At 71.9% G+C, this 24529-nt stretch carries 23 protein-coding genes; 15 read left to right on the top strand and 8 right to left on the bottom strand.

Going from position 1 to position 24529, the window contains the following annotated elements; genetic code table 11:
- Positions 1-279: 279 nt before the first annotated feature.
- Positions 280-1698 carry an ABC transporter substrate-binding protein gene (locus BCD48_RS35660; RefSeq protein WP_071052804.1) on the top strand — a complete coding sequence of 473 codons (1419 nt, stop codon included), beginning with the start codon at positions 280-282 and terminating at the stop codon, positions 1696-1698.
- Between the two features lie 93 nt (positions 1699-1791).
- Here BCD48_RS35660 and BCD48_RS35655 read toward each other — a convergent pair whose 3' ends face one another.
- A complete protein-coding gene (locus BCD48_RS35655; RefSeq protein ID WP_071052803.1) occupies positions 1792-2496 on the bottom strand; it encodes a nitroreductase family protein in 705 nt (234 codons plus the stop codon).
- A gap of 172 nt (positions 2497-2668) precedes the next feature.
- On the opposite strand from BCD48_RS35655, the gene BCD48_RS35650 reads away from it, so the two are divergent.
- The 3 genes from BCD48_RS35650 (at position 2669) to BCD48_RS35640 (ending at position 6139) form a co-directional block, all read left to right on the top strand.
- On the top strand, positions 2669-5092 hold the full coding sequence (locus BCD48_RS35650) for an ATP-binding cassette domain-containing protein (RefSeq protein ID WP_071052834.1): 2424 nt from the start codon (positions 2669-2671) through the stop codon (positions 5090-5092).
- Between the two features lie 185 nt (positions 5093-5277).
- Entirely contained in the window at positions 5278-5718 is a 441-nt protein-coding gene (locus tag BCD48_RS35645) for a helix-turn-helix transcriptional regulator (RefSeq protein WP_071052802.1), read from the top strand.
- Positions 5719-5728: 10 nt separating this feature from the next.
- Positions 5729-6139, top strand: coding sequence for a VOC family protein (locus BCD48_RS35640; protein ID WP_071052801.1), 411 nt, complete (start codon positions 5729-5731; stop codon positions 6137-6139).
- A 202-nt stretch (positions 6140-6341) separates the two neighbouring features.
- On the opposite strand, the gene BCD48_RS35635 is transcribed toward BCD48_RS35640, so the two are convergent.
- Both BCD48_RS35635 and BCD48_RS35630 read right to left on the bottom strand, forming a co-directional pair.
- On the bottom strand, positions 6342-7136 hold the full coding sequence (locus tag BCD48_RS35635; protein ID WP_071052800.1) for an SDR family NAD(P)-dependent oxidoreductase: 795 nt from the start codon (positions 7134-7136) through the stop codon (positions 6342-6344).
- 157 nt (positions 7137-7293) lie between these two features.
- Positions 7294-7878, bottom strand: coding sequence for a TetR/AcrR family transcriptional regulator (locus BCD48_RS35630; RefSeq protein WP_071052799.1), 585 nt, complete (start codon positions 7876-7878; stop codon positions 7294-7296).
- A 207-nt stretch (positions 7879-8085) separates the two neighbouring features.
- Between BCD48_RS35630 and BCD48_RS35625 the strand changes: the two genes are divergently transcribed.
- Positions 8086-8922 (top strand): DUF427 domain-containing protein, encoded by an 837-nt coding sequence (locus BCD48_RS35625; protein ID WP_083419700.1) that lies wholly within the window; start codon positions 8086-8088, stop codon positions 8920-8922.
- Positions 8923-8990: 68 nt separating this feature from the next.
- Here BCD48_RS35625 and BCD48_RS35620 read toward each other — a convergent pair whose 3' ends face one another.
- Both BCD48_RS35620 and BCD48_RS35615 read right to left on the bottom strand, forming a co-directional pair.
- Complete coding sequence (locus BCD48_RS35620; protein WP_274536616.1) at positions 8991-9581, bottom strand: MarR family winged helix-turn-helix transcriptional regulator; 591 nt, start codon at positions 9579-9581, stop codon at positions 8991-8993.
- Between the two features lie 42 nt (positions 9582-9623).
- Positions 9624-10886 carry an amidohydrolase family protein gene (locus BCD48_RS35615; protein WP_083419708.1) on the bottom strand — a complete coding sequence of 421 codons (1263 nt, stop codon included), beginning with the start codon at positions 10884-10886 and terminating at the stop codon, positions 9624-9626.
- Between the two features lie 139 nt (positions 10887-11025).
- On the opposite strand from BCD48_RS35615, the gene BCD48_RS35610 reads away from it, so the two are divergent.
- The 3 genes from BCD48_RS35610 (at position 11026) to BCD48_RS35600 (ending at position 13352) form a co-directional block, all read left to right on the top strand.
- Positions 11026-11571 carry a hypothetical protein gene (locus BCD48_RS35610; protein ID WP_241842253.1) on the top strand — a complete coding sequence of 182 codons (546 nt, stop codon included), beginning with the start codon at positions 11026-11028 and terminating at the stop codon, positions 11569-11571.
- 135 nt (positions 11572-11706) lie between these two features.
- The gene (locus BCD48_RS35605) at positions 11707-12141 is read left to right on the top strand and encodes a DUF4259 domain-containing protein (protein WP_071052797.1); all 435 of its coding nucleotides are present in this window, start codon (positions 11707-11709) and stop codon (positions 12139-12141) included.
- Between the two features lie 299 nt (positions 12142-12440).
- Positions 12441-13352, top strand: a complete 912-nt coding sequence (locus BCD48_RS35600; RefSeq protein WP_071052796.1) for a Dyp-type peroxidase — start codon at positions 12441-12443, stop codon at positions 13350-13352.
- Positions 13353-13382: 30 nt separating this feature from the next.
- Here the strand turns inward: BCD48_RS35600 and BCD48_RS35595 are convergent, their stop codons facing one another.
- The gene (locus tag BCD48_RS35595) at positions 13383-13904 is read right to left on the bottom strand and encodes a nuclear transport factor 2 family protein (RefSeq protein WP_071052795.1); all 522 of its coding nucleotides are present in this window, start codon (positions 13902-13904) and stop codon (positions 13383-13385) included.
- A 323-nt stretch (positions 13905-14227) separates the two neighbouring features.
- Here BCD48_RS35595 and BCD48_RS35590 point away from each other — a divergent pair, with 323 nt between their 5' ends.
- Complete coding sequence (locus BCD48_RS35590) at positions 14228-14674, top strand: nitroreductase/quinone reductase family protein (protein ID WP_071052794.1); 447 nt, start codon at positions 14228-14230, stop codon at positions 14672-14674.
- Positions 14675-14787: 113 nt separating this feature from the next.
- Here the strand turns inward: BCD48_RS35590 and BCD48_RS35585 are convergent, their stop codons facing one another.
- Positions 14788-15246, bottom strand: coding sequence for a transglycosylase SLT domain-containing protein (locus BCD48_RS35585; protein ID WP_071052793.1), 459 nt, complete (start codon positions 15244-15246; stop codon positions 14788-14790).
- Between the two features lie 788 nt (positions 15247-16034).
- Here BCD48_RS35585 and metK point away from each other — a divergent pair.
- Entirely contained in the window at positions 16035-17303 is a 1269-nt protein-coding gene (gene metK / locus BCD48_RS35580) for a methionine adenosyltransferase (protein ID WP_071052792.1), read from the top strand.
- Positions 17304-17391: 88 nt separating this feature from the next.
- Here the strand turns inward: metK and mce are convergent, their stop codons facing one another.
- A complete protein-coding gene (mce, locus tag BCD48_RS35575) occupies positions 17392-17817 on the bottom strand; it encodes a methylmalonyl-CoA epimerase (RefSeq protein ID WP_071052791.1) in 426 nt (141 codons plus the stop codon).
- A 390-nt stretch (positions 17818-18207) separates the two neighbouring features.
- Between mce and BCD48_RS35570 the strand changes: the two genes are divergently transcribed.
- The 5 genes from BCD48_RS35570 (at position 18208) to BCD48_RS35550 (ending at position 24447) form a co-directional block, all read left to right on the top strand.
- On the top strand, positions 18208-20040 hold the full coding sequence (locus BCD48_RS35570) for a RyR domain-containing protein (RefSeq protein ID WP_071052830.1): 1833 nt from the start codon (positions 18208-18210) through the stop codon (positions 20038-20040).
- Positions 20041-20152: 112 nt separating this feature from the next.
- Positions 20153-20797, top strand: a complete 645-nt coding sequence (gene def, locus BCD48_RS35565) for a peptide deformylase (protein ID WP_071052790.1) — start codon at positions 20153-20155, stop codon at positions 20795-20797.
- 68 nt (positions 20798-20865) lie between these two features.
- The gene (locus BCD48_RS35560) at positions 20866-21930 is read left to right on the top strand and encodes a threonine aldolase family protein (RefSeq protein ID WP_198543529.1); all 1065 of its coding nucleotides are present in this window, start codon (positions 20866-20868) and stop codon (positions 21928-21930) included.
- Positions 21931-22040: 110 nt separating this feature from the next.
- Entirely contained in the window at positions 22041-23360 is a 1320-nt protein-coding gene (locus BCD48_RS35555; RefSeq protein ID WP_083419698.1) for a serine hydrolase domain-containing protein, read from the top strand.
- Between the two features lie 628 nt (positions 23361-23988).
- The gene (locus BCD48_RS35550; RefSeq protein ID WP_083419697.1) at positions 23989-24447 is read left to right on the top strand and encodes an anthrone oxygenase family protein; all 459 of its coding nucleotides are present in this window, start codon (positions 23989-23991) and stop codon (positions 24445-24447) included.
- Positions 24448-24529 lie beyond the last annotated feature (82 nt).

The raw sequence follows: 24529 nt of genomic DNA, 5'->3' as shown, positions 1-24529 counted from the left end.
TCCCGTGATGGACACCCCGAATCATCTCGGCCTTCCCTCAACTGGGCGAGGCGCTGGCACATCCAGAGCCGGCGGTGTGCCCGAGGTCACCATGTCCCAGGTCAAGAAGGTTAGCTCAATAGTCCGGCCACGCGCACCCCTGACGCCCGGACAGGGATTTCTTGCCCAGCCGGGGTGGCGGTGGTAGACGTACCGCTGAGCAGTGGTTCTCTGGGTTGAACGATCGTTCGCTGGTCCGCGCGGCGGCGGCGACGGCGCGCGAGCGGCGAGGAGTCTCGGATGAGCGAGCAGGGCTTACCCGGCCAGGGCCGGCCTGAGCAGGACAAGGACGCCGGGCGGTATGCCGAGCGCCTTTTCCCCGCGCCGGTGGATCACGGGATCGCCCAGCCGGACCGGGCGGTCTCGACGGTCGAGCGCGGGACCGACACCGTCGCCTACAACGACCCGGCGGGCCGCTGGTACGAGGGCGGCGGGCGGATCGGCGAGAAGGCGGTCGAGTCGATCGTCGTCTACCCGCCGACGCGGGGCCTGGTCACCCAGGGCGACCCGTTCGAGCCGGTGAAGATCGGCATCCTCGTCGACATGGACCTCGGGCAGCTGCTGTCCGACTGGGTCGACTCCACGATTCTCGCCGTCGAGGACGCGCTCAACGAGGGCGTCTACGACCGGCCGGTCGAGATCCGCACCGTCGACGCGCGCGGGCTGCCCAGGGAGAACTACTTCAAGGTCCGCCGGGGATACCAGAAGCTGGTCGACGACGGCTGTGTCGTCGTGCTCGGCCCGATGATCTCCGACAACTCGCTGAACCTGCAGGACACCGCCAACCGCACGGGCGTCTCGTGCATCGGCTGGACCGGCAGCGTCAAGTTCGCCGGCGACTACTGCTTCACCGTCGCCAACGGCGACATCCCGACCGAGTCGGTGATGGGCGCGAACTGGTGCGCGCAGCAGGGCCACACCAAGGTCGGCTTCTTCTGGGAGAAGGGCTCGTCCGGCGACCACTACTCGGACTTCTTCCGGACGGCGGCGCAGCAGGTCGGCGTCGAGATCGTCAAGGAGGTCAGCCTCGGCCCGAACCCGAAGAACCTCCAGCAGCAGCTTGAGACGATGCGCGCCCAGGGCGCCGAGGCCATCGTCTATATGGGGTACGGCTACTCGACCTTCCATTTCGCCGCGGCGTTCAAGGCCCTCGACTGGGATCCGCCGCGGTTCATGGGCACCGCGTTCATGTTCTACTCGAACTCGAATGCCTGGGCCGAGGGCCTGGAGGGCTGGCACGGCGTCGACCAGCTCGGCGAGGACGGCGCGAACCCGAACTACGAGGCGATGACCCGCCGCTTCGAGGCGCGGTTCGGCCGGGTCACCCGCAACGTCGTCGTGGCCCTTGGCTACGACACCGCGCGCGCCGCGATCCACGGCATCGCGAACGCCGCGATCCCCACGCCCGAGCAGGTCCGGCTCGGGCTGGAGAAGATCAAGTGGATGCCGTGCACCAACGGCGGCCCCGGCGCGTACATCACGTTCGCGCCCTACGACCACCGTGGCTACAAGGGCGACTTCCTGACGATCCGTGAGCTGCGCGGCGGCGAGCTGCATTTCCGCGGCTACTACCGCCCCCAGTGGCCCTCCAACACCAGTTCCCCGCTGCTCACCCCCCAGCCCAAGCCGGCCGACACCGACGGCACCTCCACGGGCTGATCCACCGTCCGACCTCGGGATGCTCCCTGGCCCGGCGCCGTCGCCGCTTTCCGCGTTCCCGGTCTCGTCCCGGCCGTCAGTCCCGGCTGTCAGTCAGGACTTGGGTCCGGCCGGCGCGGGACCGGGGAAGGCGTCGCCGTTGAACGTGTCGAGGCGGGCGAACTCCTCGACCGGGCGGCGGGTGAGCTTCGTGGCCCGCCGCTCGGGGTGGCCGAGGGCGATGACGGCCGCGATCGCGTGGTCGGGCGGGACGGCGAGCAACTTGGCGGCCTCCGGCTCCCGGCGGGCGAGGAAGGTCGTCAGCACGCCGCCCAGGCCCTCGGCCCGTGCCGCGAGCAGCACGTTCTGGGCGAACGGGTAGACCGAGGCACCGCCGATGATGCTCTGCCGGTCCAGGTCCACGTCCATGACGGCGAGCGCCGTGAGCCGCGCGCACAGGACCAGCAGCACCGGTACCTCGTCGAGGCTGTCGACGAACGACATCGGCGCGGGGGTGGCCGCCGCCTCGGCGAGGTCGATCGCCGGCCCGTGCCAGCGGCCGTCCGGGCCCGGCGCGAACGGGCGCACCCCGGCCTGGACCTGCGCGCGGTACTCGCGCCAGCCGAGCACCACCAGGTCGCGGATGGCCCGGCGGATCTCCGGGTCGCGCAGGACGATCACCGTCCACGGCTGGGTGTTGCCACCGCTGGGCGCGAACCTGGCCTCGTCGAGCACCCGCGCGAGCACCTCGTCCGGCACCGGCTCGTCGGTGAACCTGCGCACGGCCCCCGACGTGCGCATCGCCTCGCGCAGCTCCATCCCGCCCGCTCCCTCCGGTTCCGGCCGCGGCCGCTCCCGTGACCTGGGCACGACGCTAGTCCCGGCGGACGGCGGAATTCTGTCGTGCGCCACGAGACAGGTAGGCCAGATCGGTCAGGAATCGAGAAGCACAGACCGCCGAGCGGTGGCTAGCGTGACCTCCATGGAGACGATGAGCACGGCCACGAGGACTGACCCGCGGTCACCCGCGCCGCGCGTCGCCAACCACGATGCCGACAGCCACTATGCCGACAGCCACTATGCCGACAGCCACGATCTGATCCGGGTGCGGGGCGCGCGCGAGCACAACCTCAAGGACGTCAGCATCGAGATCCCGAAGCGCCGGCTGACGGTGTTCACCGGTGTCTCCGGCTCGGGCAAGAGCTCGCTGGTGTTCGGCACGATCGCCGCGGAGTCGCAGCGGCTGATCAACGAGACGTACAGCACCTTCGTGCAGGGTTTCATGCCGACGCTGGCGCGCCCGGAGGTCGACCTGCTGGAGGGGCTGACGACGGCGATCATCGTCGACCAGGAGCGGATGGGCGGCAACCCCCGTTCCACGGTCGGCACCGCCACCGACGCCAACGCGTTGCTGCGGATCGTCTTCAGCCGCCTCGGCACGCCGTATGCCGGCTCGCCGAACGCGTTCTCCTTCAACGTCGCCTCGGTCCGGGCCAGCGGCGCGATCACCGTCGAGCGCGGCGCCAAGAAGACCGTGAAGGCGACCTTCAACCGCATCGGCGGCATGTGCCCCCGCTGCGAAGGCATGGGATCGGTGTCCGACATCGACCTCTCGCAGCTGTTCGACGAGAGCAAGTCGCTGTCCGAGGGCGCGATCACGGTGCCGGGCTACAGCGCCGACGGCTGGTTCGGGCGGATCTTCGCCGCGGTGGTGCCGGCCGACATACCCATCGCCAGGTTCACCAAGAAGCAGCGCGAGGAGTTCCTGTACGGCGAGGCCCGCAGGATCAAGGTCGACAACATCAACCTGACCTATGAAGGGCTGATCCCGCGGATCCAGAAGTCGCATCTCTCCAAGGACATCGAGTCCCTGCAGCCGCACGTCCGCGCGTTCGTCGAGCGGGCGGTGACGTTCACCGTCTGCCCCGAGTGCGGCGGCACCCGGCTGTCCGAGGCGGCCCGGTCGTCGAAGATCAGCGGGATCAGCATCGCCGACGCCTGCGCGATGCAGATCAGTGACCTGGCCGAGTGGGTGCGCGGCCTCGACGAGCCGACTGTGGCGCCGCTGCTCGCTGCGCTGAGGCACGCCCTCGACTCGTTCACCGACATCGGGCTGGGCTACCTCTCGCTCGACCGCGCCACGGGAACGCTGTCGGGTGGCGAGGCGCAGCGCACCAAGATGATCCGCCACCTCGGGTCGTCGCTGACCGACGTCACCTACGTCTTCGACGAGCCGACCATCGGGCTGCACCCGCACGACATCCAGCGGATGAACGACCTCCTGCTGCGGCTGCGCGACAAGGGCAACACCGTGCTAGTCGTGGAGCACAAGCCGGAGGTGATCGCGATCGCCGACCATGTCGTCGACCTCGGCCCCGGCGCCGGCACGGCGGGCGGCACCGTCTGCTTCGAGGGCACCGTCGGAGGGCTGCGGGCCAGCGGCACGCTCACCGGGCGGCACCTGGACGACCGCGCCTCCCTGAAGTCGTCGGTGCGCACGCCGTCGGGCGCGATGGAGGTCCGCGGCGCCGACGCCCACAACCTGCGGGACGTCGACGTCGACATCCCGCTCGGCGTGCTGGTCGTCGTCACCGGGGTGGCGGGCTCGGGCAAGAGCTCGCTGATCCACGGCTCGGTGTCCGGGCGGGACGGGGTGGTGTCGGTCGACCAGACCCCGATCCGCGGCTCGCGGCGGAGCAACCCGGCGACGTACACCGGGCTGCTCGACCCGATCCGCAAGGCCTTCGCGAAGGTGAACGGCGTGAAGCCGGCGCTGTTCAGCGCCAACTCCGAGGGCGCCTGCCCCGCCTGCAACGGTGCCGGCGTCATCTACACCGATCTGGCGATGATGGCCGGCGTCGCCACCACCTGCGAGGAGTGCGAGGGGAAGCGGTTCCAGGCGTCGGTGCTGGATTACCACCTCGGCGGCCGCGACATCAGCGAGGTGCTCGCGATGCCGGTGACCGAGGCCGAGGAGTTCTTCGGCGCTGGCGAGGCGCGCACGCCGGCCGCACACGCCATCCTCGGCCGGCTCGCCGACGTCGGGCTCGGCTACCTCAGCCTCGGCCAGCCGCTCACGACGCTGTCCGGCGGCGAGCGGCAGCGCCTCAAACTCGCCACCCGGATGGCAGACAAGGGCGGCGTCTACGTCCTCGACGAGCCGACCACCGGCCTGCACCTCGCCGACGTCGAGCAGCTGCTCGGCCTGCTGGACCGGCTCGTCGACGCCGGCAAGTCGGTCATCGTCATCGAGCACCACCAAGCGGTCATGGCACACGCCGACTGGATCATCGACCTCGGCCCCGGCGCCGGCCACGACGGCGGCCGGATCATCTTCGAGGGCACACCCGCCGGCCTCGTCGCCGCCCGCTCCACCCTCACCGGCGAGCACCTGGCTTCCTACATCGGGCGTTGAGCGCCCTGCCTGGGGCAGGGTGGCTTTCGTCGGGGCGGGTGAGACTGGGGCGGACGGGCGGGTCGGAGCCTCAATTCGGCCTGCCGGGATGGGGCGGACTCTCCGGTTGACGGGCATCGCGAGCCCCGGGGCGGGCGGCAGCACGATCAGCGGGGTGTCGCGCCTGCGTTGTTACGCTGGCGTTCGTGACGCCGGAGGAGCTTGCCAACCTCGCGCACCTTCGGCGTGCCCGCGATCTGATGGACCGCGAGTACGCGAGCCCGCTCGACGTCGCCGCGCTCGCCCGCGCCGCGCTGATGTCGACCGCGCACTTCTCCCGGCGGTTCCGCGCGGCATACGGGGAGACGCCCTATTCCTACCTGATGACGCGGCGGATCGAGCGGGCGAAGGCGCTGCTGCGCCGCGGCGACATGTCGGTCACCGACGTCTGCATGGCGGTCGGGTGTACGTCGCTCGGCTCGTTCAGCGCGCGTTTCACCGAGCTGGTGGGCGAGACGCCGACGGCCTATCGGAGCCGGGACCACAGCGCGCTCGCGAACGTGCCGGGCTGCGTCGCCAAGGACCTCACCCGCCCCAGCCGTGGTCCGAGCAGGATCGGAGAAGCACGCGCGACGCCAGCCCCCTAGCGTTGCGGACATGGATCTCACTCTTGCCCGCTGCTTCGTCCAGGTTCAGGACCCGGACCTCTCCCTGGCCTTCTACCGCGACGCGCTCGGCCTCGAGCTGCGCAACGACGTCGCCCGTGAGGGCTTCCGCTGGATCACCGTCGGCTCGGCCACCCAGCCCGGCGTCGAGATCGTCCTCACGAACTACCTGGCCGGCAGCCCCGCCGACGGCGAGGCGATCACCGCGCTCGTCGCCAAGGGCGCCATGAACGGCGTCCACTTCCACACCGACGACCTCGACGCCACCTTCGAGAAGGTGCGCGCCTCGGGCGCCGAGATCGTGCAGGAGCCGACCAACCAGCCGTGGGGCCCCCGCGACTGCGCCGTCCGCGACCCCTCCGGCAACCTGGTGCGCATCGACCAGCAGCCCGCCGCGAAGTAGGGACGCGGTCGACGCGCCGCGCCGGTGACCACCTTCCGCCCGCGCACCGCATCCCATGCCAGGGCGGCGAACGCCCGCCCACTCACGATCATTCGTGATCGCCACGGACGTGTCGTTGCGGTCGCGATTCGGCCGAATCCACGACGACGGCAACACGTGGGTGATGATCAACCGGTTGCGGGCGGACGGAGGCGGGGCGGCATTAGTCGTCGGCGCGGAAGGGGTTGGGCCCCGCGATGACGGCGACGCCGGTGCGGCCGCCGTCGACGTCGACGACCGTTCCGTGGACGAAGGCCGCGTCGTCGGAGGCGAGGTAGACGGCCGCCGCGGCTATGGCGTCGGGGTGACCGGACCACCCGGCGGGCGTGCCACGCATGAGCAGGTCGGACGGACGCTCGACGGTCGGGTCCCGGTCGGGATCGGCGATGACACCCGGGGAAACGGCGTTGACCCGGATGCCCTGAGGCCCGAACTCGGCGGCCCAGGCCCGGGTGAGCGTCTCCATCGCACCCTTGGTCGACGCGTAGAGGGCACCGACGGGAACGCTGAGGCGGGCCACCCAGGAACCGAGATTGATGATGACGCCGCCGCCCGCGGCGACCATCGTCGGCGCGACGGCCTGGGTGAGGAAGAACGGCGCCTTGACGTTGACGGCGTAGACCCGGTCGAACATCGCGTCGTCCGTGGTCAGGGTGGTTGCCCCCGGGAAGATGCCCGCGTTGTTGACCAGGATGTCGATGCGGCCGCCCAGCAGGTCGCTCGCCGCGTCGGCGAGCGACCTGCTGGCGCTCGCCGTGCCGTCGAGATCGGCGTGGACGTAGTCGGCCGTGCCGCCCGCCGAGCGGATCCGGGCGACCACCGCCTTGCCGCGGGTGTCATCGCGCCCGGAGACGATGACGTGCGCACCTTCCGCGCCGAAGGCAACCGCGATGGACCGGCCGATGTTGCTGGTGGATCCGGTGACGAGTGCTGTCCTGTGTTCGAGTCGCTGTGACATGCCGGCGAAGCTACGGACTAATTTTTGGACTAGCAAGTCCAAAAATCTTGCTCGGCCCGGATGCCCCACGGTGCCAGACGCCTCACTGCTGGGCGTCCCGCGGTGCCAGACGCCTCGCGGAGCCGGACGCCTCGCGGAGCCGGACAACCTCGCGGTGTCAGACGCCTCGCAGGTGGTCGGTCAGCGCGTCCAGCGTCGCCTCCAGGTGCCACGTGCTCCCGGAGGACCTGAGTACCTGGACCCCGCCCTGGATGCCGGCGACGAAGGCCGCGGCGACGCGGTCCGCGTCGAGGCTCGGGCGGATCTCGCCGGTCGCCTGCATCCGCTCGATGCCGTGCCGGATGTGCGCCCGCCAGTTCGTGAGCAGGGCGCCGATGACCTCGGCCGCGCCCGGCGTGCCGCCGACCTGGCTCATCAGCGACCCGAGCGGGCAGTTGCGGCCCTGGGCCCGGTAGCGGGCCACGACCGCGTCCCGCCACCGCTCCCAGGCCGCCCACGAGGTCAGGGCGCCGAGGTGCGGCTGCTGGTCGTCGAGGACGCGCCGCGCCTCGTACCGGGCCACCGCGAGCAGCAGTTCCTCCTTGCCGCCCGGGAAGTAGTGGAAGATCTGACCCTTGCTCGTGCCCGTGATGGCGCGGATGTCGTCGAGGGTCGCCTCGCCGGGGTCGTCGCCGCGCAGGTACACCGCCGCACCCTCGATGATGCGTTGCCGGGTCGCCTGCCCCTTCGTGGTGAGCGCCATCTGCTGACGCTAGCTCTTTATGGACCCAGCGGTCCACTTCATGATCCCTGGTCTCCGGTCGCCGACCCACGGTAGGCCGACGGGGTCGAACCTGGCGCGCCGTCGGCCCGACGATCGTGCCTGTGAGGGAGCTTGTGGTCGTCATCCGTGGAAGGTTGCTCTTGGGGGTGCCGTTACCTAGGTAGCGGACGGACGGAGGAGAAACGCATGACGACGACCGGCTCGACGACCAGCACGACCGAGACGACGGCCAGTCCGGCCACGGCACAGTCATCGGCGGCCACCAGTGCACCCACGGCAGGCCAGGGATCAGGGGCCGCGTCGGGCGCCCGAGGGCGGGTTCGACTCGAGGAAGCGCACAAGCGGGTGCGGCCGCTGCTGGGCGGCGTGGTCGTCGTCGACACGGTCCGGCCGCTGCTGGTCTGGGAGGGCCCGCACTACCCCGTCTACTACCTGCCGCTGGCCGATCTGAAGGCCACGCTGGAGCCCACCGGGGAGATCGTGCGTTCCCCGAGCCGCGGCGACGCCCACCGTCACGACGTGGTCGCGGGCGAGCACCGCGCGGCCGGTGCCGCCCTGACCTACCCGGACTCGCCGTTCCCCGAGCTGCGCGACGTGGTCCGGCTCGACTGGGACGCGATGGACACCTGGCTGGAGGAGGACGAGCCCGTCTACGTCCACGCCCGCAACCCCTACCACCGCATCGACATCCTCTCCAGCTCCCGGCACGTCCGGGTCGACATCGACGGGGTGACGGTCGCCGAGTCGACCCGCCCGACCGTGCTGTTCGAGACCGGCATCCGGCCCCGCTACTACCTGCCACTGACCGACGCCCGCACTGAGCTGCTCCGGCCGTCGTCCACCAGCACCGGCTGCCCGTACAAGGGGACGGCCAGCTACTACGGGGTCGAGGTCGACGGCAAGGTCCACGACGACGTCGTCTGGTACTACCCGGCGCCGCTGCTGGAGAGCATTCGCATCGCGGGCCTGGTCTGCTTCTACGACGAGAAGGTCGACATCTACGTCGACGGCGTCCACACCTGAGCGGAGCTGAACGGGCAGCGGCCACGTTCACGTCTCGCCGTACACGGCCGTCGCTGACGAAGAGAGGGTCAGCGCGGTCGGTCGGGGGTCACCGCGTCGATGAGGGTGTCAACGGTGTCGTGAAGGCCGGCGCGCAGGTCCGCGGGGAGTGGCAGGGTGTTCTCCCATTCGTGGAGGCGGTCGTTGACGCGCCGGCTCAGAGCGTCGCCGACGTCGGTGAGCTCGACGATGACGCGGCGGCGGTCCGTCGGGTCGGGGGCACGGCGGACCAGGCCCGCGGCGGCGAGACGGTCGAGGGTGAGCGTCATGCCACCGCTGGTCCGGCCGAGCACCCGGCACAGGCGGCTCGGCGCGCCCCGGCCGCCGGGCGCGTGCCGGATCGTGCCGAGAACCAGGTAGTCGGCCACCGTCAGGCCGAATGGTTCGACGAGACCGTCGAGCGCCGTCGAGACGAGCATGTTCAGCCGCACCAGCCGGGCGAGGAGCCCGGCGCCCCCGGTCAGGCCGACCTCGTCGACCCAGCTGGGCTCACCGGCCGGCCCGCCCAACGCCGCCCGCCCGCCCGACGCGGCGCGCCCGCCCGACGCGGTCACCGACGGCGCCGGCGTCGTCGGCTCCACGAGTGCCGCCGGCGCCGCCGCCGGATCCGTTCTGGTCACCGCGCTGTCAGCCATCCCGGCCGACTGTAGCGCCCAGCGAGCTCAATCCTTGATTCCAAAGCGTTCGAGGCCGAAGGCGCGGATGGCGTTGCCGCGGACGAACTTGTGGACCTCGCCCGCGTCCATGCCGGCGCCCGCGCACAGGCGGTGGGCGACGGCGCGGGAGTTCGGCCAGGTGCCGTCGGTGTGCGGGTAGTCGGTCTCAAAGACGATCTGGTCGAGACCGACCTCGTTCCGGGAGATCAGCCCGTGCTGGTCATCGAACAGGCAGCCGTAGACGCGGCCCCTGATGTAGCTGCTCGGGGGGTTCGGCAGGGCGGCTCCACCACCGACGCCGCCCTTCCAGACGAGGTCCATCCGCTCCAGCAGGTACGGCATCCAGCCGACCTGGCTCTCGGCGTAGACGATGGTCAGGCTCGGGAAACGGTCGAGCGTGCCGGAGAAGATCCAGTCGCACAGCGATCCCTCGGCATTCTGCGAGGACAGCGACATGCTGACCGCCAGCGGCGCGTCCGGCGACGTCGACGGCAGCGTCGACGACGAGCCGATGTGCATCGTCACGACGGTTCCGGTCTCCTCGCACGCCTGGAACAGCGGGTCCCACGCGCCGGAGTGGATGGAGGCGAACCCGAGCTTGCTCGGGTTCTCGGAGAACGACACCGCGTACGAGCCCTTCGCCGCGCACCGGCGCACCTCGGCGGCGGCAAGCTCGGGATCCCACAGCGGGATGAGCGACAGCGGGATCAGACGGCCCTGTCCGGCGCCGCCCGCCCATTCGTCGATCATCCAGTCGTTGTAGATCTGGATGCAGGCGAGCGCCACGTCCTTGTCCGGCCGCTCGGAGAAGCCCTGACCGCAGAACCGCGGGAACGTGTTCGGGAAGTTGATCGCCGCCTCGACGTGGTTGGCGGTCATGTCGGCGAGGCGGGCGTCCCGCTCGTAGGTGCCCGGCCGGAAGTCCTCGTAGATGGCCGGCAGGTTCTTCACCTCGGCCGGTGGCACGCCGGCGGAGGCGTGCAGCAGGCCGGTCGGGTAGACGAGGTCGTCATAGAGCCACAGGTCGCACCAGCGGCCGTCAGGCGCGTCGCGCTCGAAGCCGTAGTGCCCGCCGGCGAAGTGCAGCTTGAGCTTCTCCCGCACCACCTTGGGCCCGCGGCCGCGCATCGCGGCCGGCAGCTCCCGCTGCCACAGGTCGCGTGGTTCCAGGATGTGGTCATCCACCGAGATGATCTTCGGCAGGTCCTCCGGGGCCGGGGTGACGGAGCCGGTGGCGGTCGTGGGCGCGGTGATGTCGGTCAAGGCCATGGCCATGCCCCCTTGTGCGGCGTGCGGCGCGGTGGCGAGCGGAGCAACCCGCGAGGAGCGGGATTGCGGATCGCTTTTCGGAAAGCTACTTTTCGCCGAGCGACCTGTCGAGACCCACGCCACACCGCGTCGAGGCGGGATGGCGTCGAAGCAGGCCGATCAGGAAGGGGGCACCGTGCCGGAGGAGAAGCCGGACCTGAAGATCGTCTCCGTGGGAGACGTGCCATGGACCGAGGTGAAGGCGCAGACGCACGCCGACGGGCGGCGGGTGTCGGTCTGGGAGAAGTTCCTCGAGTGGTCGCCGGAACGGATGGTCATCTACGCCCGCTACGACCCGGGGGTGATCGTCGAGCGGCACAGCCACAAGTCCGACCACTTCGTCCTCGTCGTCGCCGGAGAGGTGCTCATCGGCGACCGTCCCTGCCCCGCGGGCACCCATATCACCCTGGAGCACGGAGCGACCTTCGGACCACTGGTGGCCGGGCCCGAGGGCGCCACCCTCTACGAGATCATGACAGGCGACCCGCGAGCCGTGCCCGCGGACCCCGAGGGCTTTGCCGAGCTCCTGGCCAGGCGAGGTGTCCAGCCGCTGCCCAACCCGCCCGTGCCGTGGCCCGACTGGCTCGCGCCGCGCACCGACCCGTCGGGCTCCTCCCCTGGTTCCCCTCCCGGCGCCGGCGGGTAGCGTGGCACGTCCGCGGGAACCGCGGGCCAGGGCCCGACCACCGGTTCTCGCCACGACGCGCCCATGACAACCGGCGAAAAGTGTCGGTAGCGACCGAGAGAATCACCCGGCAGCGCCGAACACGAGGAGACCGCTGTGGGTGCGTGGGGTCCGGGACACTTCGACAACGACGGTGCGCTGGACTTTGTCGATGATCTCCTCGACGCGCCGGCCGCGAACCGGGTCGATCTCGTCCGACGGCTGCTGGTGCGGGCCGTCGACACCGAGGGCTACCTCGAGATCGATGCCGGCTCCCACGTCGTCGTCGCGGCGGCGCTGATCGCCGCGCAGTGCCCGGGCGGCGAGCCGGTCAGCGACTCCCGGTGGCCGTTGGAGCCTCTGCCGGCGTTCCCGGACGACCTTCGCTCGCTCGCGGTCGAGGCGCTGGACCGGGTGCTCGCCGACGGCTCCGGACTGGCCGAGCTGTGGTCCGAGACCGCGAGCGCCGAGGACTGGCGACGGGAGGTCTTGCTGCTCCGCCGCGTTCTGGACCAGCCGATGCCGGGCGAGGTGCCGTTGTTCGAGGTGTAGTGACAGCTGCCCCGCCACCACCCGGGCGCCGCGCCGCCAGCCTCGGGCCCGTTGTCCGCCAGCCCAGCCAGCTCCGGCTCCGACCCGGACGCAACGCTGTTCCCAGCCCGGCCCCGGGCCCGCGCGTCCGCGCGAAGCTGCCTGGTCCGCGCAGGGTAACGTCGCGGTGTTGACCGTATTGACCGTGATGGCCGGTTTGGCGCGATCGCGCCTGGGCGATGAGCCCGGAGAGCCCGGTAGCCCGGCCCCGGCTGGGCGTAACCGAGAACGTACGTGACACGGGTGGGAAGGACGGGTCAGTGACGCAGCCGGGGATCTTCGGGCTTGGCGCGCCGGAGCACAGCTACCTGGAGCTCGACCTCCGGGACGGCATATCCGCGGTGGACCTGGCGAAGGCGGTCGCGGGACTGGTCGGGCCCCTGTCGACCGGGGGCGGTGTCAACCTGGTCGTCGGGTTCCGGCCGGAACTGTGGGCACAGGTGGCGCCCGAGGGCCTGCCCGCCGGCGTCACCGGCTTCAACGAGCCGATCGTCGGTGCCGACGGCTTCCGGATGCCCGCCACCCAGCGTGACGCCGTGCTGTGGATCGCCGGCGCCAACCGGACCGCCGTCTACACCAACGGGCTCGAGGTGATCGCCGCGCTCGCCGGGGTCGCGAACGTCGCCACCGAGGTCGGTGGCTGGGTGTACGCGCACGACCGCGACCTCACCGGCTTTATCGACGGCACCGAGAACCCGTCGCTGCTGGCGGCGCCTGGCGTCGCGATCATCGCCCACGGGCCGGGCGCCGGCGGAAGCGTGCTGCTGTTCCAGAAGTGGACGCACGACACGGCGAGCTTCGCGGCGATCGGCGTCGCCGAGCAGGAGAAGGTCATCGGCCGTACCAAGGCCGACAGCGTCGAACTCGACGACTCCGTCATGCCGGCGACCTCGCACGTCTCGCGCACGGTCGTCGAGGAGGACGGCGAGGAGCTGAAGATCTTCCGCCGCAACACCGCCTACGGCACGGTCACCGACCACGGAACGATGTTCGTCGGCTTCGCCGCCGAGCAACGCATCCTCGACCTCATGCTGCGCCGCATGGCGGGAGCGACCGAGGACGGCCTGCGCGACGCCCTGACCCGCTACACCACCCCGGTCAGCGGCGCCTACTACTTCATCCCGTCCGTCACAGCCCTCTCCGGCTTCGCCCCCGAAGACGACGCCGGCTAAGGCCGACGCCCAGGCGCGGACAGCCGGCGCTCAGGCGCGGAAGGGCGAGCCGGGGGCGTGGGCGTCGGTGCGGACGAGACGGTGAGCGAACAGCCACCGCCCCTCGACTGGGACCAGGACGTCGCGGTAACGGCCCCAGTGGTCCAGGCCGGCAACCGTCAACACCGCGAAATAGGCCGACGTGGTGATCCGGTCGGGTGTCACCGACTCGAACCGCAGGTTCGTGACGAAGTGCCGGATGAACGCCCGCCCGTCCGCGGCGCCGCCGCCCGCTGACGCGGCTCCGTTGCCCGCGGGCCCGGGGCCGCTGGCGCTCCTGGGGCCGGCCTCCCGTCCGGGCACTGTCGTGGCCGCCGTCAGGGCCTGGACTCCGGAGAGCCGGGCGATGATCTCCGCTCGGCCGTGGGCCGTCCAGCCGCCCTTGGTCTCCAGCACACCGTCGGCGGTGAAGCAGGCCGCGAGGTCCTCGAGCCGGAGCCGGTCGCCGCTGTGGCTGTACGTCGCCACGGTGTCCCGTACCTGCTCACGCGCGGCCAGCTCCCACAGTTCCATGGCGCGCCAGCCTACGGCGTCCGGTCCCGGCGAGTCGCCCGGTTCCGCCCCACGCTGGCGATCAGAAACCGACGGTGCCGCCGTCGTCCAGGACAGCCCTCGCCGTTTCTGGTCGAGGACAACCCTCGCCGTTCTGGTCGTTCTTTGACGGGTAGTCGTCAACAGCGTGGACAACGCTGACTCGATTCTTGACCCGGCGCGCCCGGCAGGCGGGGACCGCCGCCGGCGTTACGTTTCCCGGGCGGTGGGCCAGCGCCTGCCGCCCAGCCGCTCCACCGCGACCAAGGCCCTGGGGCCCCTACGGACGAAGGAAGCGATCTGCGTTGAGCTGGAACGACACCGTCATCGCGGAGTTCCGCGCGAACAACGGGAACGTCATCACCGGCGGCTTCGGCCGCAGCCTGATCCTGCTGCACACCGTCGGCACCCGCAGCGGCGTCGAACGCGTCAACCCGGTGCTGGGCCGCCGCTCCGGCGACGGCTGGGTCATCGCCGCGTCGTTCGCCGGGGCCCCCACGCATCCGGCCTGGTATCACAACCTGGTCGCACGCCCCGACACGACGATCGAGACCGCCGACGGAGCCGTCGAGGTCACCGCCACCGAACTCACCGGCTCCGACTATGACGCCGAGTGGTCCGGATTCGTCGCGCAGTCCGATGCCTTCGCGGAATACCAGAAGAAGGCCGGCGACCGCCGCATCCCTCTCCTGCGCCTGCGCCGCCGCGCGGCCGAGACGGCCCGGCGGCGCAGCGGCGCCCCGTCGGCGTAAGGCCGCCAGGCACCAGGCACCAGGCACCAGAACGACGACGAGGCCTCCCCGCATGCGGGGAGGCCTCGCGTTGTCCGGCGTGCGGCGTTCAGCCCGAGCTGGTCAGGCTCAGCTCAGACCTTGGCGGCGGCCGCATGGCCACGGGCCAGGAAGTGCTTGTACGCGCCGTTGGTGTAGGTCGACCAGGCGGTCGGGCCCTGACGGTGGCAGACGCGCTTGGCGGCCCAGGCATTGTTGGACACGTCGTAGAGGTTGCGCCCGCCGACAAGGTCGCTGTTGGCCCACAGGTTGACCTGCCACAGGCCCCGCGAGTCCTCGATGCCGGTCGCGTGGGCGTGGGTGTTGCCGCGCGACTCGGCCAGGGCGATGGCCACCCAGGTGCCCGTCGACACGCCGCGGCAGCCGGCAAGACCGGCCGACTTAGCGGCGGCGGCGATGGAGGTGTCGGAGACGGTCGCGGCGCTGGCCGGAGAGGCAGCCATCAGCCCGCCGGTGGTGACGACGGCCCCCGCCGCGGCGATGGCGACGAGACGGTTGCGGAGGCTGCTCTTGCGGTTGCGTCGGATCGACAAGAAATGGCTTTCCCGCTACACCAACGGAACGCGCACAGACCAACATCGAGGACGATGCTGGAACGGCGCGCGGTGACGCCCCGGCCATCCTGTGGCCTGGCGCGCCTGGAGAACGCAGCTTTCCTGCTGGCATCCCTCCGGCTGAGCCCGAGCCCGGGCTCCTCCGTTTCTGCCCCGCGATAGAAGAGACGACATGCGCCGGGACCGTGGGCAGAAGCGGCGTCGGCCCGGCGTTTCGCCCGGCCCGGGAAAGGTGCGCCCCGGCCGGACGAGAACAAACATAGGTGGGCCTCCGGCCAGTAGGCAAACACGAATCGTGGCCAGCCACGTTCCCGATCGCTGACCGTCCGTGTTTCCCGCTCTCCTTCAGCACTTTCCAGAAAACCTTCGTGACCGGCATCACGTTTCATCTCGGATTTCGCCGGTTGTAAGCGCGTCCTCTCAGGCACTTACAGCGATCAATATTCGCTATGTGTGCAGGACCCAACACTTAGCGTCTCACTCTCCAAGCTCCTTTCTCACCGTCAGCACGTCATGCGCGCAGAGTGTTCCACTCCGCCATCGCGACGTGGGGGTGCCGGCGGCGGCCGAAGCCGAACCGGACAGGGGGCGGCATCCCGCGCGCGGAGTTCGGGCTGAATGCCGGGAATGGGCGCGGCGCGGGCGGAGACGGGGCCGCCGGATGCCGGGGAAAGGGCCACGCGGGGGTGAAGATAGGCGCCCGCCCACTGGTTGGCGTCATCCGCCACGGGCCGAGAACCGTCGGCGCGCACGAAACGAGGTATTTCATGTCCCGACGCCTGTTCACCTCGGAATCGGTCACCGAGGGTCATCCCGACAAAGCGGCCGACCAGGTCAGCGACGCCCTGCTCGACGCCTACCTCAGCGGCGACCGGCGTTCCCGAGTCGCGGTGGAGACGCTGCTCGCCGCCGGCCGGGTCCACGTCGCCGGCGAGGTGACGACCGGCGCGGACGTCGACGTCGTCGACACCGTGCGGCGCACGCTCGCCGGCATCGGCTACGACGAAGCCACCGGGTTCGACGCCGCAACGGTCGACGTGCTGGTCTCGATCGGCACCCAGTCGCCTGACATCGCCCAGGGTGTCGACAACGCCTACGAGGCACGCACCGGTCTCGGGCCCGCGGGTCGCCAGGGCGCGACGGCCGGCGGTGGCGGCGTCGACGAGCTGTCCCGGCAGGGCGCCGGCGACCAGGGGATCATGTTCGGCTACGCCACCGACGAGACGCCCGACCTGATGCCGCTGCCGATCACGCTCGCGCACCGGCTGGCGAGCCGCCTCGCCGCCGTCCGGCACGACCGTGGGGTCCCTTACCTGCGCCCCGACGGCAAGACCCAGGTCACGATCGAGTACGACGGCGACCGGCCGGTGCGCCTCGACACGGTCGTCCTCTCCGCCCACCACGCCCCTGGCGTCGACCTGGACGGCCAGCTGGCGCCCGACATCCGATCCCGGGTCGTCGAGCCGGAGCTCAAGCGGCTCGTCGAGGAGATCAGCGGCCGGGGTGGCCGGCTGGGCGAGCTGGAGGTGGACGGCTACCGGTTGCTGGTGAACCCGACCGGCCGGTTCGAGGTTGGCGGCCCGGTCGGCGACGCGGGCCTCACCGGCCGCAAGATCATCATCGACACCTACGGTGGCTCTGCCCGGCACGGCGGCGGCGCGTTCTCCGGCAAGGACCCGTCGAAGGTGGACCGGTCGGCGGCGTACGCGCTGCGCTGGGTCGCGAAGAACGTGGTGGCCGCGGGCCTGGCCCGCCGGGTGGAGCTGCAGGTCGCCTACGCCATCGGCAAGGCCGAGCCGGTCGGCCTGTTCGTCGAGACGTTCGGCACCGAGCAGGTGGCGCCGGCCGCGATCGGCCGCGCCGTCACCGAGGTGTTCGACCTGCGCCCGGCGGCGATCATCCGCGACCTCGACCTGCTGCGCCCGGTCTACCGGCAGACCGCCGCCTACGGTCACTTCGGCCGGTCACTGCCCGACCTCACCTGGGAGCGCACCGACCGCGCCGCCGCGCTGCGGGCCGCGGCGAGCGCGGGTTGACGGCTTGTAGCCACGCGCGAGCGCCCGCGCCGGTCCTCGGGGACCTGCGCGGGCGCTGGCATGTCAGTGTCAGTGGCCGACGGCGGTGTCAGTGGCCGCCGGCGGCCTCGACCAGTTCGGTGAGGACGCCGCCAAGGCCCTTGGGGTGGATGAAGGCGATCCGGCTGCCCGAGGTGCCGTGCACCGGGGTCTTGTTCACCAGGTCGAAGCCGCCGACGGTGAGCGACGCCAGCGCCGCGTCGATGTCGTCGACGCCGTAGGCGATGTGGTGGATACCCGGGCCGCGCTTGGCCAGGAACTTGCCCACCGGCGTGTCGTCGCGGATCGGCTCGAGCAGTTGGACGTAGGAGCCACCGGTGTCACCGGAGTGCACCAGCAGCATCGCCTCGCGCACGCCCTGGCGCTCGTTGGTCTCCTGATGCACACACTTCAGGTTGAACGCCTGCTCATAGATCGGGATGGTCTCGGTCAGCGACGCCACCGCGATCCCGACGTGATCAATCCTGGTCAGCACGCCAGCCAGCGTCCCGCGCCACTGCCCACCGAGTCCACCGATACACGAGGTGACCTACGAGACGTCACCGCCAATCCCACATCTTCCCCCCAGCGAATCCTGCTGCCAGCCACGGGCCCCATCCGGATCCGGTCCGCCGTTCGGGAGTCCTTCGGAGCCGTTCACCGACCGCTGTCGCACAACCGACCACCGCGTTGACCGCGCCAAATGCGGCCGTTAGGCATAAGGTTCGCGAAGCCGCCCACCCGGGAGAACGCGGCAAGCTCCACGGTTTCCCACCCGTACCGTCTTCTCTGAACTCCAATAACTCCAAGCGCTCCAGCAACCCATCAAAACCCCATATGGACCCGCAGGCTCCGTCCGGAGACACGAGGAGAGCTGACGAGCGTGGTGAGCGACGCCGGGGAACGGCAACGCCGAGCGCGTCGGACGCGCCGTGACGCGGCCGCGGACGGATTACGCACGCTGCTCGTCGACCCCCGAGGATGGCGGGTGCTGTGCGGGGTCGCGGCGGTCGCCGCGATGTGCCTGGGGATTGCCGGCCAGTGGCTGATGTATGAGGCGGCCGGCGTCGGCGGGTCGTTCGGCGGCCATTTCCTCGACCTGCTCTACGGCTCCCTCGGCCTGTTCGTCTTCCAGCCGCCCGACCTGCCCGACACGGCGCTCTCGGCACCCCTGCAGGTGGCCCGTTTCCTCGCCCCGGCTGCGACGTTCTACGCGCTCGCCGACGCGCTCGTGCTGCCGGTGGCCCGGCTGCGGGCCCGGCTCGCCCATGGCCACGCGGTCGTCTGCGGCGACGGGCCGGGCGCGCTCGCCCTCGTCGCGAAGCTGCGCGCCGAGGGCGCCCAGGTGGTGCTCGTCGCTCCCGGCGCCCACGCGGAGCTCGCCGGCCTCGTCGGCGACCAGCGGGTCACCGTGCTCGCCGGCGACCCGACCGACGAGGCGGTGCTGCGCCGCGCCGGCCTCGCCCGCGCCGACAGGCTCTACGTGACCGGGCCCGCGACCGGCCGCAACGCGGCCGTACTCATCGCCGCCGTCGCCATCGCCACCGCCGCCGGGCGCGACCGGTCCACCGCGTTGCGCTGCTACGCCGAGGAGTCCGATCCGGACGTGCTCGACGCGCTGTGGATCCTGCTGCTGCGCCAGCCGGCGAGCGACGCCGTCACGGTCGACTTCTTCAACACGGCCCGCCTCGGCGCCCGGCTGCTGCTCGACGATCTCGCGGCGACCTGGACGCCGGCCGGCGGCGGGCCGGTCGTCGTCGCCGGCCTGTCGCCGTTCGGCCGGGAGCTGCTGCTCCAGATCGCCCGGCGGCGCAGGCGCATCCTCGGCGAGGGCGCCTTCCGGCTGCCGGTGGTGGTGGTCGACGAGCGCGCGAGCACGGCCGTCCAGGCACTGCGCGCCCGCTACGAGGTTCTCGACGCGGCGCTCGACCTGGACTGCCACGACGTCCGCGCCGAGGAGGCGGACCTCGACCGGCGCGCGCACGCCCGCGCGCCCGGCGCCGGCTTTCTCGAGCAGATCTTCGTCTGCTACGGCGACGAGGAGCTGGCGTTGCGCAAGGCGCTCGCGACGGCCCGGCCGCCGACCCGCCGGTCGGTCGTCGTCCGGGTGGACAGAGGTAGCCCGCTCGGGGACGCGCTGCGCCCCGGTCGACAGGAGGGGCAGGGCCCGATGGACGCGCTCTACGACGACATGGTCATCTTTCCGCAGCTCGACGCGGCCTGCGATCCTGATGACGTGTCTGATGACCGGCTGGAAGCATGGGCCGAGGCGATCCACGCCGACTACTGCCGCCAGCGGCTGGACTCCGGCGAGGCCAGCGACGACAACGAGGCGCTGGTCGCGTGGGAGAACCTGCCGGAGAAGTACCGCACCAACAACTACGACCAGGCCCGCGACATCGAGACCAAGCTGAACCTGATCGGCTGCGCGAGCGCCAGGATGACGCCGGACGCGCCGCCGTTCGCGTTCACCCTGGACGAGGTCGAGCTGCTGGCCCGCCACGAGCACGAGCGCTGGATGCGCGACCGGCTCGCGCACGGCTGGCGGGGCGGTGAGGCCCGGGACAACGAGCGGCTGATCCACCCCGACATCCGCCCGTATGACGACCTGTCCACGGAGACAAAGGACAAGGACGCCCAGATGGTGCGCCTGATCCCCCAGCTGCTCGCCGGCGCCGGCTACCGCGTCGTCCGCTCCGCCGACGCGCCCGCCGCCTAGGCCGTGTCTGATGGCCTCCGGCCACGCGAGGCTCCGCCATCATCGCGTGGCCTTTGGCCTAGCGCTCAGGCTGGGACGGCACGGACGGGTGGAAGGCTGGGATCCTGGAAGGGTGACCATCCTGCCGATCCGGGTCCTGGGCGACCCCATACTGCGCACCCCCGCCGATCCGGTCACGGTCTTCGACGACCGGCTGCGCCGGCTCGTCGACGACATGATCGAGACGATGTACGCGGCGCCCGGGGTGGGGCTGGCCGCGCCGCAGGTCGGCGTCGGCCTGCGGCTGTTCGTGTTCGACACGGACTGGCAGCCGAACCGGCCGGACCGACATGAGGACGACGCCGACGCCGACGACCAGCCCCGGCGGCGCCAGCCGCGGGTCGTGGCGAACCCGGTCCTCGAGCTCGGCCCCGGCGAGCAGACCGACCAGGAGGGCTGCCTGTCGGTGCCCGGCTACCACTACGCGACGACGAGGGCGGCGAGCGCCATCGTGCGCGGCGTGGACGCGCACGGCGAACCGGTCGAGCACTCCGGCACCGGCCTGCTCGCCCGCTGCCTGCAGCACGAGTCCGACCATCTGGCCGGCACGCTCTACCTTGACCGGCTCACCGGCCTCACCCGCCGTTCCGCGGCCCGCGCCCTGCGCGATCCCACGCTCCCCGCGCCGGGCCAGCCGGGTGCGCAGGCCTGGGCGGGCTCCGGCCAGTCAGGCGACGACGGGGACGGCTTCCTCGCGGCGCTGCGCCGCCGTCGCTGATGCCGGCGGCGTACCGGGCGCGGCCGACGCCGGCCGCACGGCGAATGGCGGGCCGTATCGTGCCAGACATGGCGATCGACCTGCGCAGCGACACGGTGACCCGGCCGACGGCGGACATGCGCCGGGCGATGGCCGAGGCCGAGGTCGGCGACGACGTCTACGGCGAGGACCCGTCGGTGCGTGCGCTCGAGGAGCACGCGGCCGGACTGCTCGGCCACGAGGCCGCCGTGTTCGTGCCGAGCGGGACGATGGGCAACTTCTGCGCGCTGCGGGCGAGCGCCGAGATCGGCACGGAGGTCATAGCCGACGCCGAGGCGCACATCGTCACCTATGAGCTCGGCGGGCTCGCCGCGCTCGGCGGGGTCCAGACCCGGACGCTGTCGGGGCTCGCCGGCCCGTTGGACCTCGCCGAGCTCGCCGCGCAGATCCGGCCACGCTCGGCGCCGAAGACCTACAACATGGTCCCGACCAGCGTCGTCGCCGTGGAGAACACCCAGGCGCGCACCGGCGGGCGGATCTGGCCGCTCGACCGGCTGGAGCGGCTGCGGGCGATCACCGACGACGCCGGTGTGGTGCTGCACTGCGACGGCGCCCGGATCTGGAACGCCGCCGTGGGCCTCGGGGTCGAACCGCGCCGCCTCGGCCAGCTGTTCGGCACGCTCTCGGTCTGCCTCTCGAAAGGGCTGGGCGCCCCGGTCGGCTCGCTCGTCGTCGGCGACGCCGAGCACATCGCGCGGGCCCGGGTGTGGCGCAAGCGGCTCGGCGGCGGGATGCGTCAGGCCGGGGTGCTCGCCGCGGCTGGCCTGTACGCGCTGCGTCACCACATTGACCGACTGGCCGACGACCACCGGCACGCCGCCGAGCTCGCCGCGACGCTCGCCGACGCGGCCCCGGGCCGCGTCGAGCCGAAACTGGTCGAGACGAACATGATCTTCGTGACGGTGCCGGACGCGGAGGCCTTCGCCGCGAGGGCGGCCGCGCAGGGCGTGCTCGTCGGCACCGCCGGGCCGACGTCGCTGCGCCTGCTCACCCACCTCGACGTGGACGACGACGACATCCGCGCGGCGGGCGACGTCCTGGCCCGGCTGCTCGCCACCGAGGCCGTCCGCGCGACGACCGGTGACCGCCGGTGACAGACCCGCCTGCCTGAACGGGCCAACGTGTCGGTTGGGTTACGACTCCGGGACGCGCCCTAGGCGTGGAAACGACACCCACGCGCAATTTCGGACGGACAATCGCCGCCATGACCCTTCCCGCACCCGCCGCCGCGGGCGGCGCCGTCGCCACCGACCCGACCACGACCGACGTGGCGGCCCCGACCGCGGCCCGTCCCACCGCGGAGGCGCCCGTCGCTCCCGCGCCGGTGGCCGACCCAGGCGGCGCCGAGGCGGGGGGCGGGGGCGGGGGCGGTGAGGGTGGCGCGCCCGACGCCGTCATGGCGGGCGGGGCCGCCGGCGGCTCGGCGGGCGCGGGCGCCGCCGCGCGGGGCGTGGTGGCGCCGGGCTTCGAACCGGTACGGGTGGCGTTCGAGCGGGTGCTGGCCGAGGCCGCGGGCACCGGCGCCGCCGTGGCGGCCTGGCACGACGACGCCTGGGTGGTCGACCTGTGGGGCGGCACCGCGGACGCGGCCGGCATGACGGCCTGGGGCCGCGACAGCATCGTCATGCCGTACTCGGTGACGAAGCCGTTCGCCGCGGTGTGCGCGCTGCTGCTGGTGGAACGCGGCCGGCTCGACCTCGACAGCCGCGTCGACCGGTACTGGCCCGGCTTCGCCGCGCCCGCGACCGTCCGGCACGTGCTGGCCCACCAGGCAGGCCTGGTCGCGCTGGACCGGCCGCTGCCGACGGCGGCGCTGTTCGACTGGGACTTCATCTGCGCCGCGCTCGCGGCCCAGCAGCCACTGTGGACACCGGGCACGGCGCACGGCGAGTCGGCGCTGTTCTACGGCCACCTCCTCGGCGAGCTGGTGCGGCACGTCGACGGGCGGCGGCTCGCCACGTTCCTGCGCGAGGAGGTCTGCGAGCCGCTCGGGCTCGACTTCACGATCGGTCTCACGCCCGAGCAGCAGGCCCGCGCCGTCGAGCTCACCGGGCTGGACGCGGCGTTCCGCCTGCGCGCCGCCGATGGGCGTCCCGAGCTCTACAAGCGGGCGATCGGCAACCCACCCGGCGTCCAGGACGGTGCCGTGGCCAACAGCGCCGCGCTGCGCGCCGCCGAGGTTCCGGCGGTCAACGGGCATGGCACCGCCCGCGCCGTCGCCGGGCTGTACGCCGCGCTGCTGTCCGGCCAGCTGCTCGGGCCCAGCCTGCTCGCCGAGGCCACCACGGCGCAGTGCAGTGGTCCCGACCGGGTCATGGGCAGCCTGAACGCCTGGGGGCTGGGCTTCGGCGTCGACGAGGACGGGTTCGGCATGGGCGGCCTCGGCGGCAGCCTCGGCTGGGCCAGCCGCTCCGGCCGCTACGCCTACGCCTTCGTCACCGGCTCCATGGGCGACCATGCCCGTTCCGACGCCGTCGAGAACGTACTGCGCGGCTGCCTCAGTCTCCCGCCACTCCCCGGATAAGGCGAAGCGGGCTCGAAGGTCGCTTGCGCGACCGCTCCGGACCTCCCAGATCTGCTCCGCAGATCCGGCAGGAACCCCGGCTTCGCCATCGGGCGCCCAGGGCGCCCTCCCAGCCTGGTTTCGGGGCTGAGGTGTATGGCCGGGGCTGGCGTGGATCGGGGTCGGGATGTGGTCGCGTTGGCGGTGCGCCGATGCGCTGTCGCTGGCGGTGGCCAGGTTGCGCTGGCCCCTCACCAGAACGGGTCGCGTTGGCGGTGCGCCGATGCGCTGTCGCTGGCGGTGGCCAGGTTGTGCTGACCCCTCACCAGGCCGGGTTGTGCCGACGCCTCACCAGAACGGGTCACGCCCAACCACGTTGCTGGGCAGGTAGAGCGTGGGATGCCTGGAGCCGTGGTGCCGTCGGTCGCTCACAGAGCTATCCCCGGCACGGACGGTCACCTGGCCGGCCGGCCGCCGCGCGGGCTGGTCCCGACCCGGTTGCCTGGCCGCAAGTCACGCTGGCAGGAAGCTGCCGGGCGATCGTCGAGGTTCCCGTGTCCGCGTGCCCACGGTGCGCCGCTAGCGTGCGCGGTGAGGAAGCCTGGCTCGGGGCATGGCCGGGTCCACGCGCGCAGGGAGGTGCTCGGTGATGACCGCGCTCGCGGTGGTGGCCCTGGTGCTGGCCGGACTGGTCGCCGGCACGATGACGGTCGGGCTGGTGGCGATCCGGCCGGCGATGCACTCGTTGCCGGTGGCGTCGTACATCACCATCAAGCAGGCATTCGACGCCAGTTACCCGCGGTTCATGGTGCCGCTGCAGCTCGCCGCGCTGGTCGCGTCGCTCGCGCTGACGGTCACCGCCGCCGTCGGTGACTCCACCACCTCAGCGGCGCTCGCGGGCGTCGGGTTCGTCTCGCTGCTGACCAACGTGATCGTCACGGTCCGCGGTGACCTGCCGATCAACATCGCGATGGCGTCATGGCGGCCGGAGGAGCCGCCGGCGGACTGGGAGCGGCACCGGGTGCGCTGGGACCGGTTCAACGCGATCCGCACCGCCGCCGCCGTGACGGCCCTCGTCGTCCTCGCCGCCGCGGCGACCGGCGTCTGACGTCTGCCGGCGCGTCCGCCGGCGGACGAGATCTCGTGTCGGCGCGGCCCGCCAGCGGGCAAAGTCCCGTCGGCGTGACCGC

Source organism: Pseudofrankia coriaricola (assembly GCF_001854805.1).
Taxonomy (GTDB): domain Bacteria; phylum Actinomycetota; class Actinomycetes; order Frankiales; family Frankiaceae; genus Pseudofrankia.
Note: the sequence above shows the minus strand (reverse complement) of the source record. Positions and strands in the feature narration are given on the sequence as shown.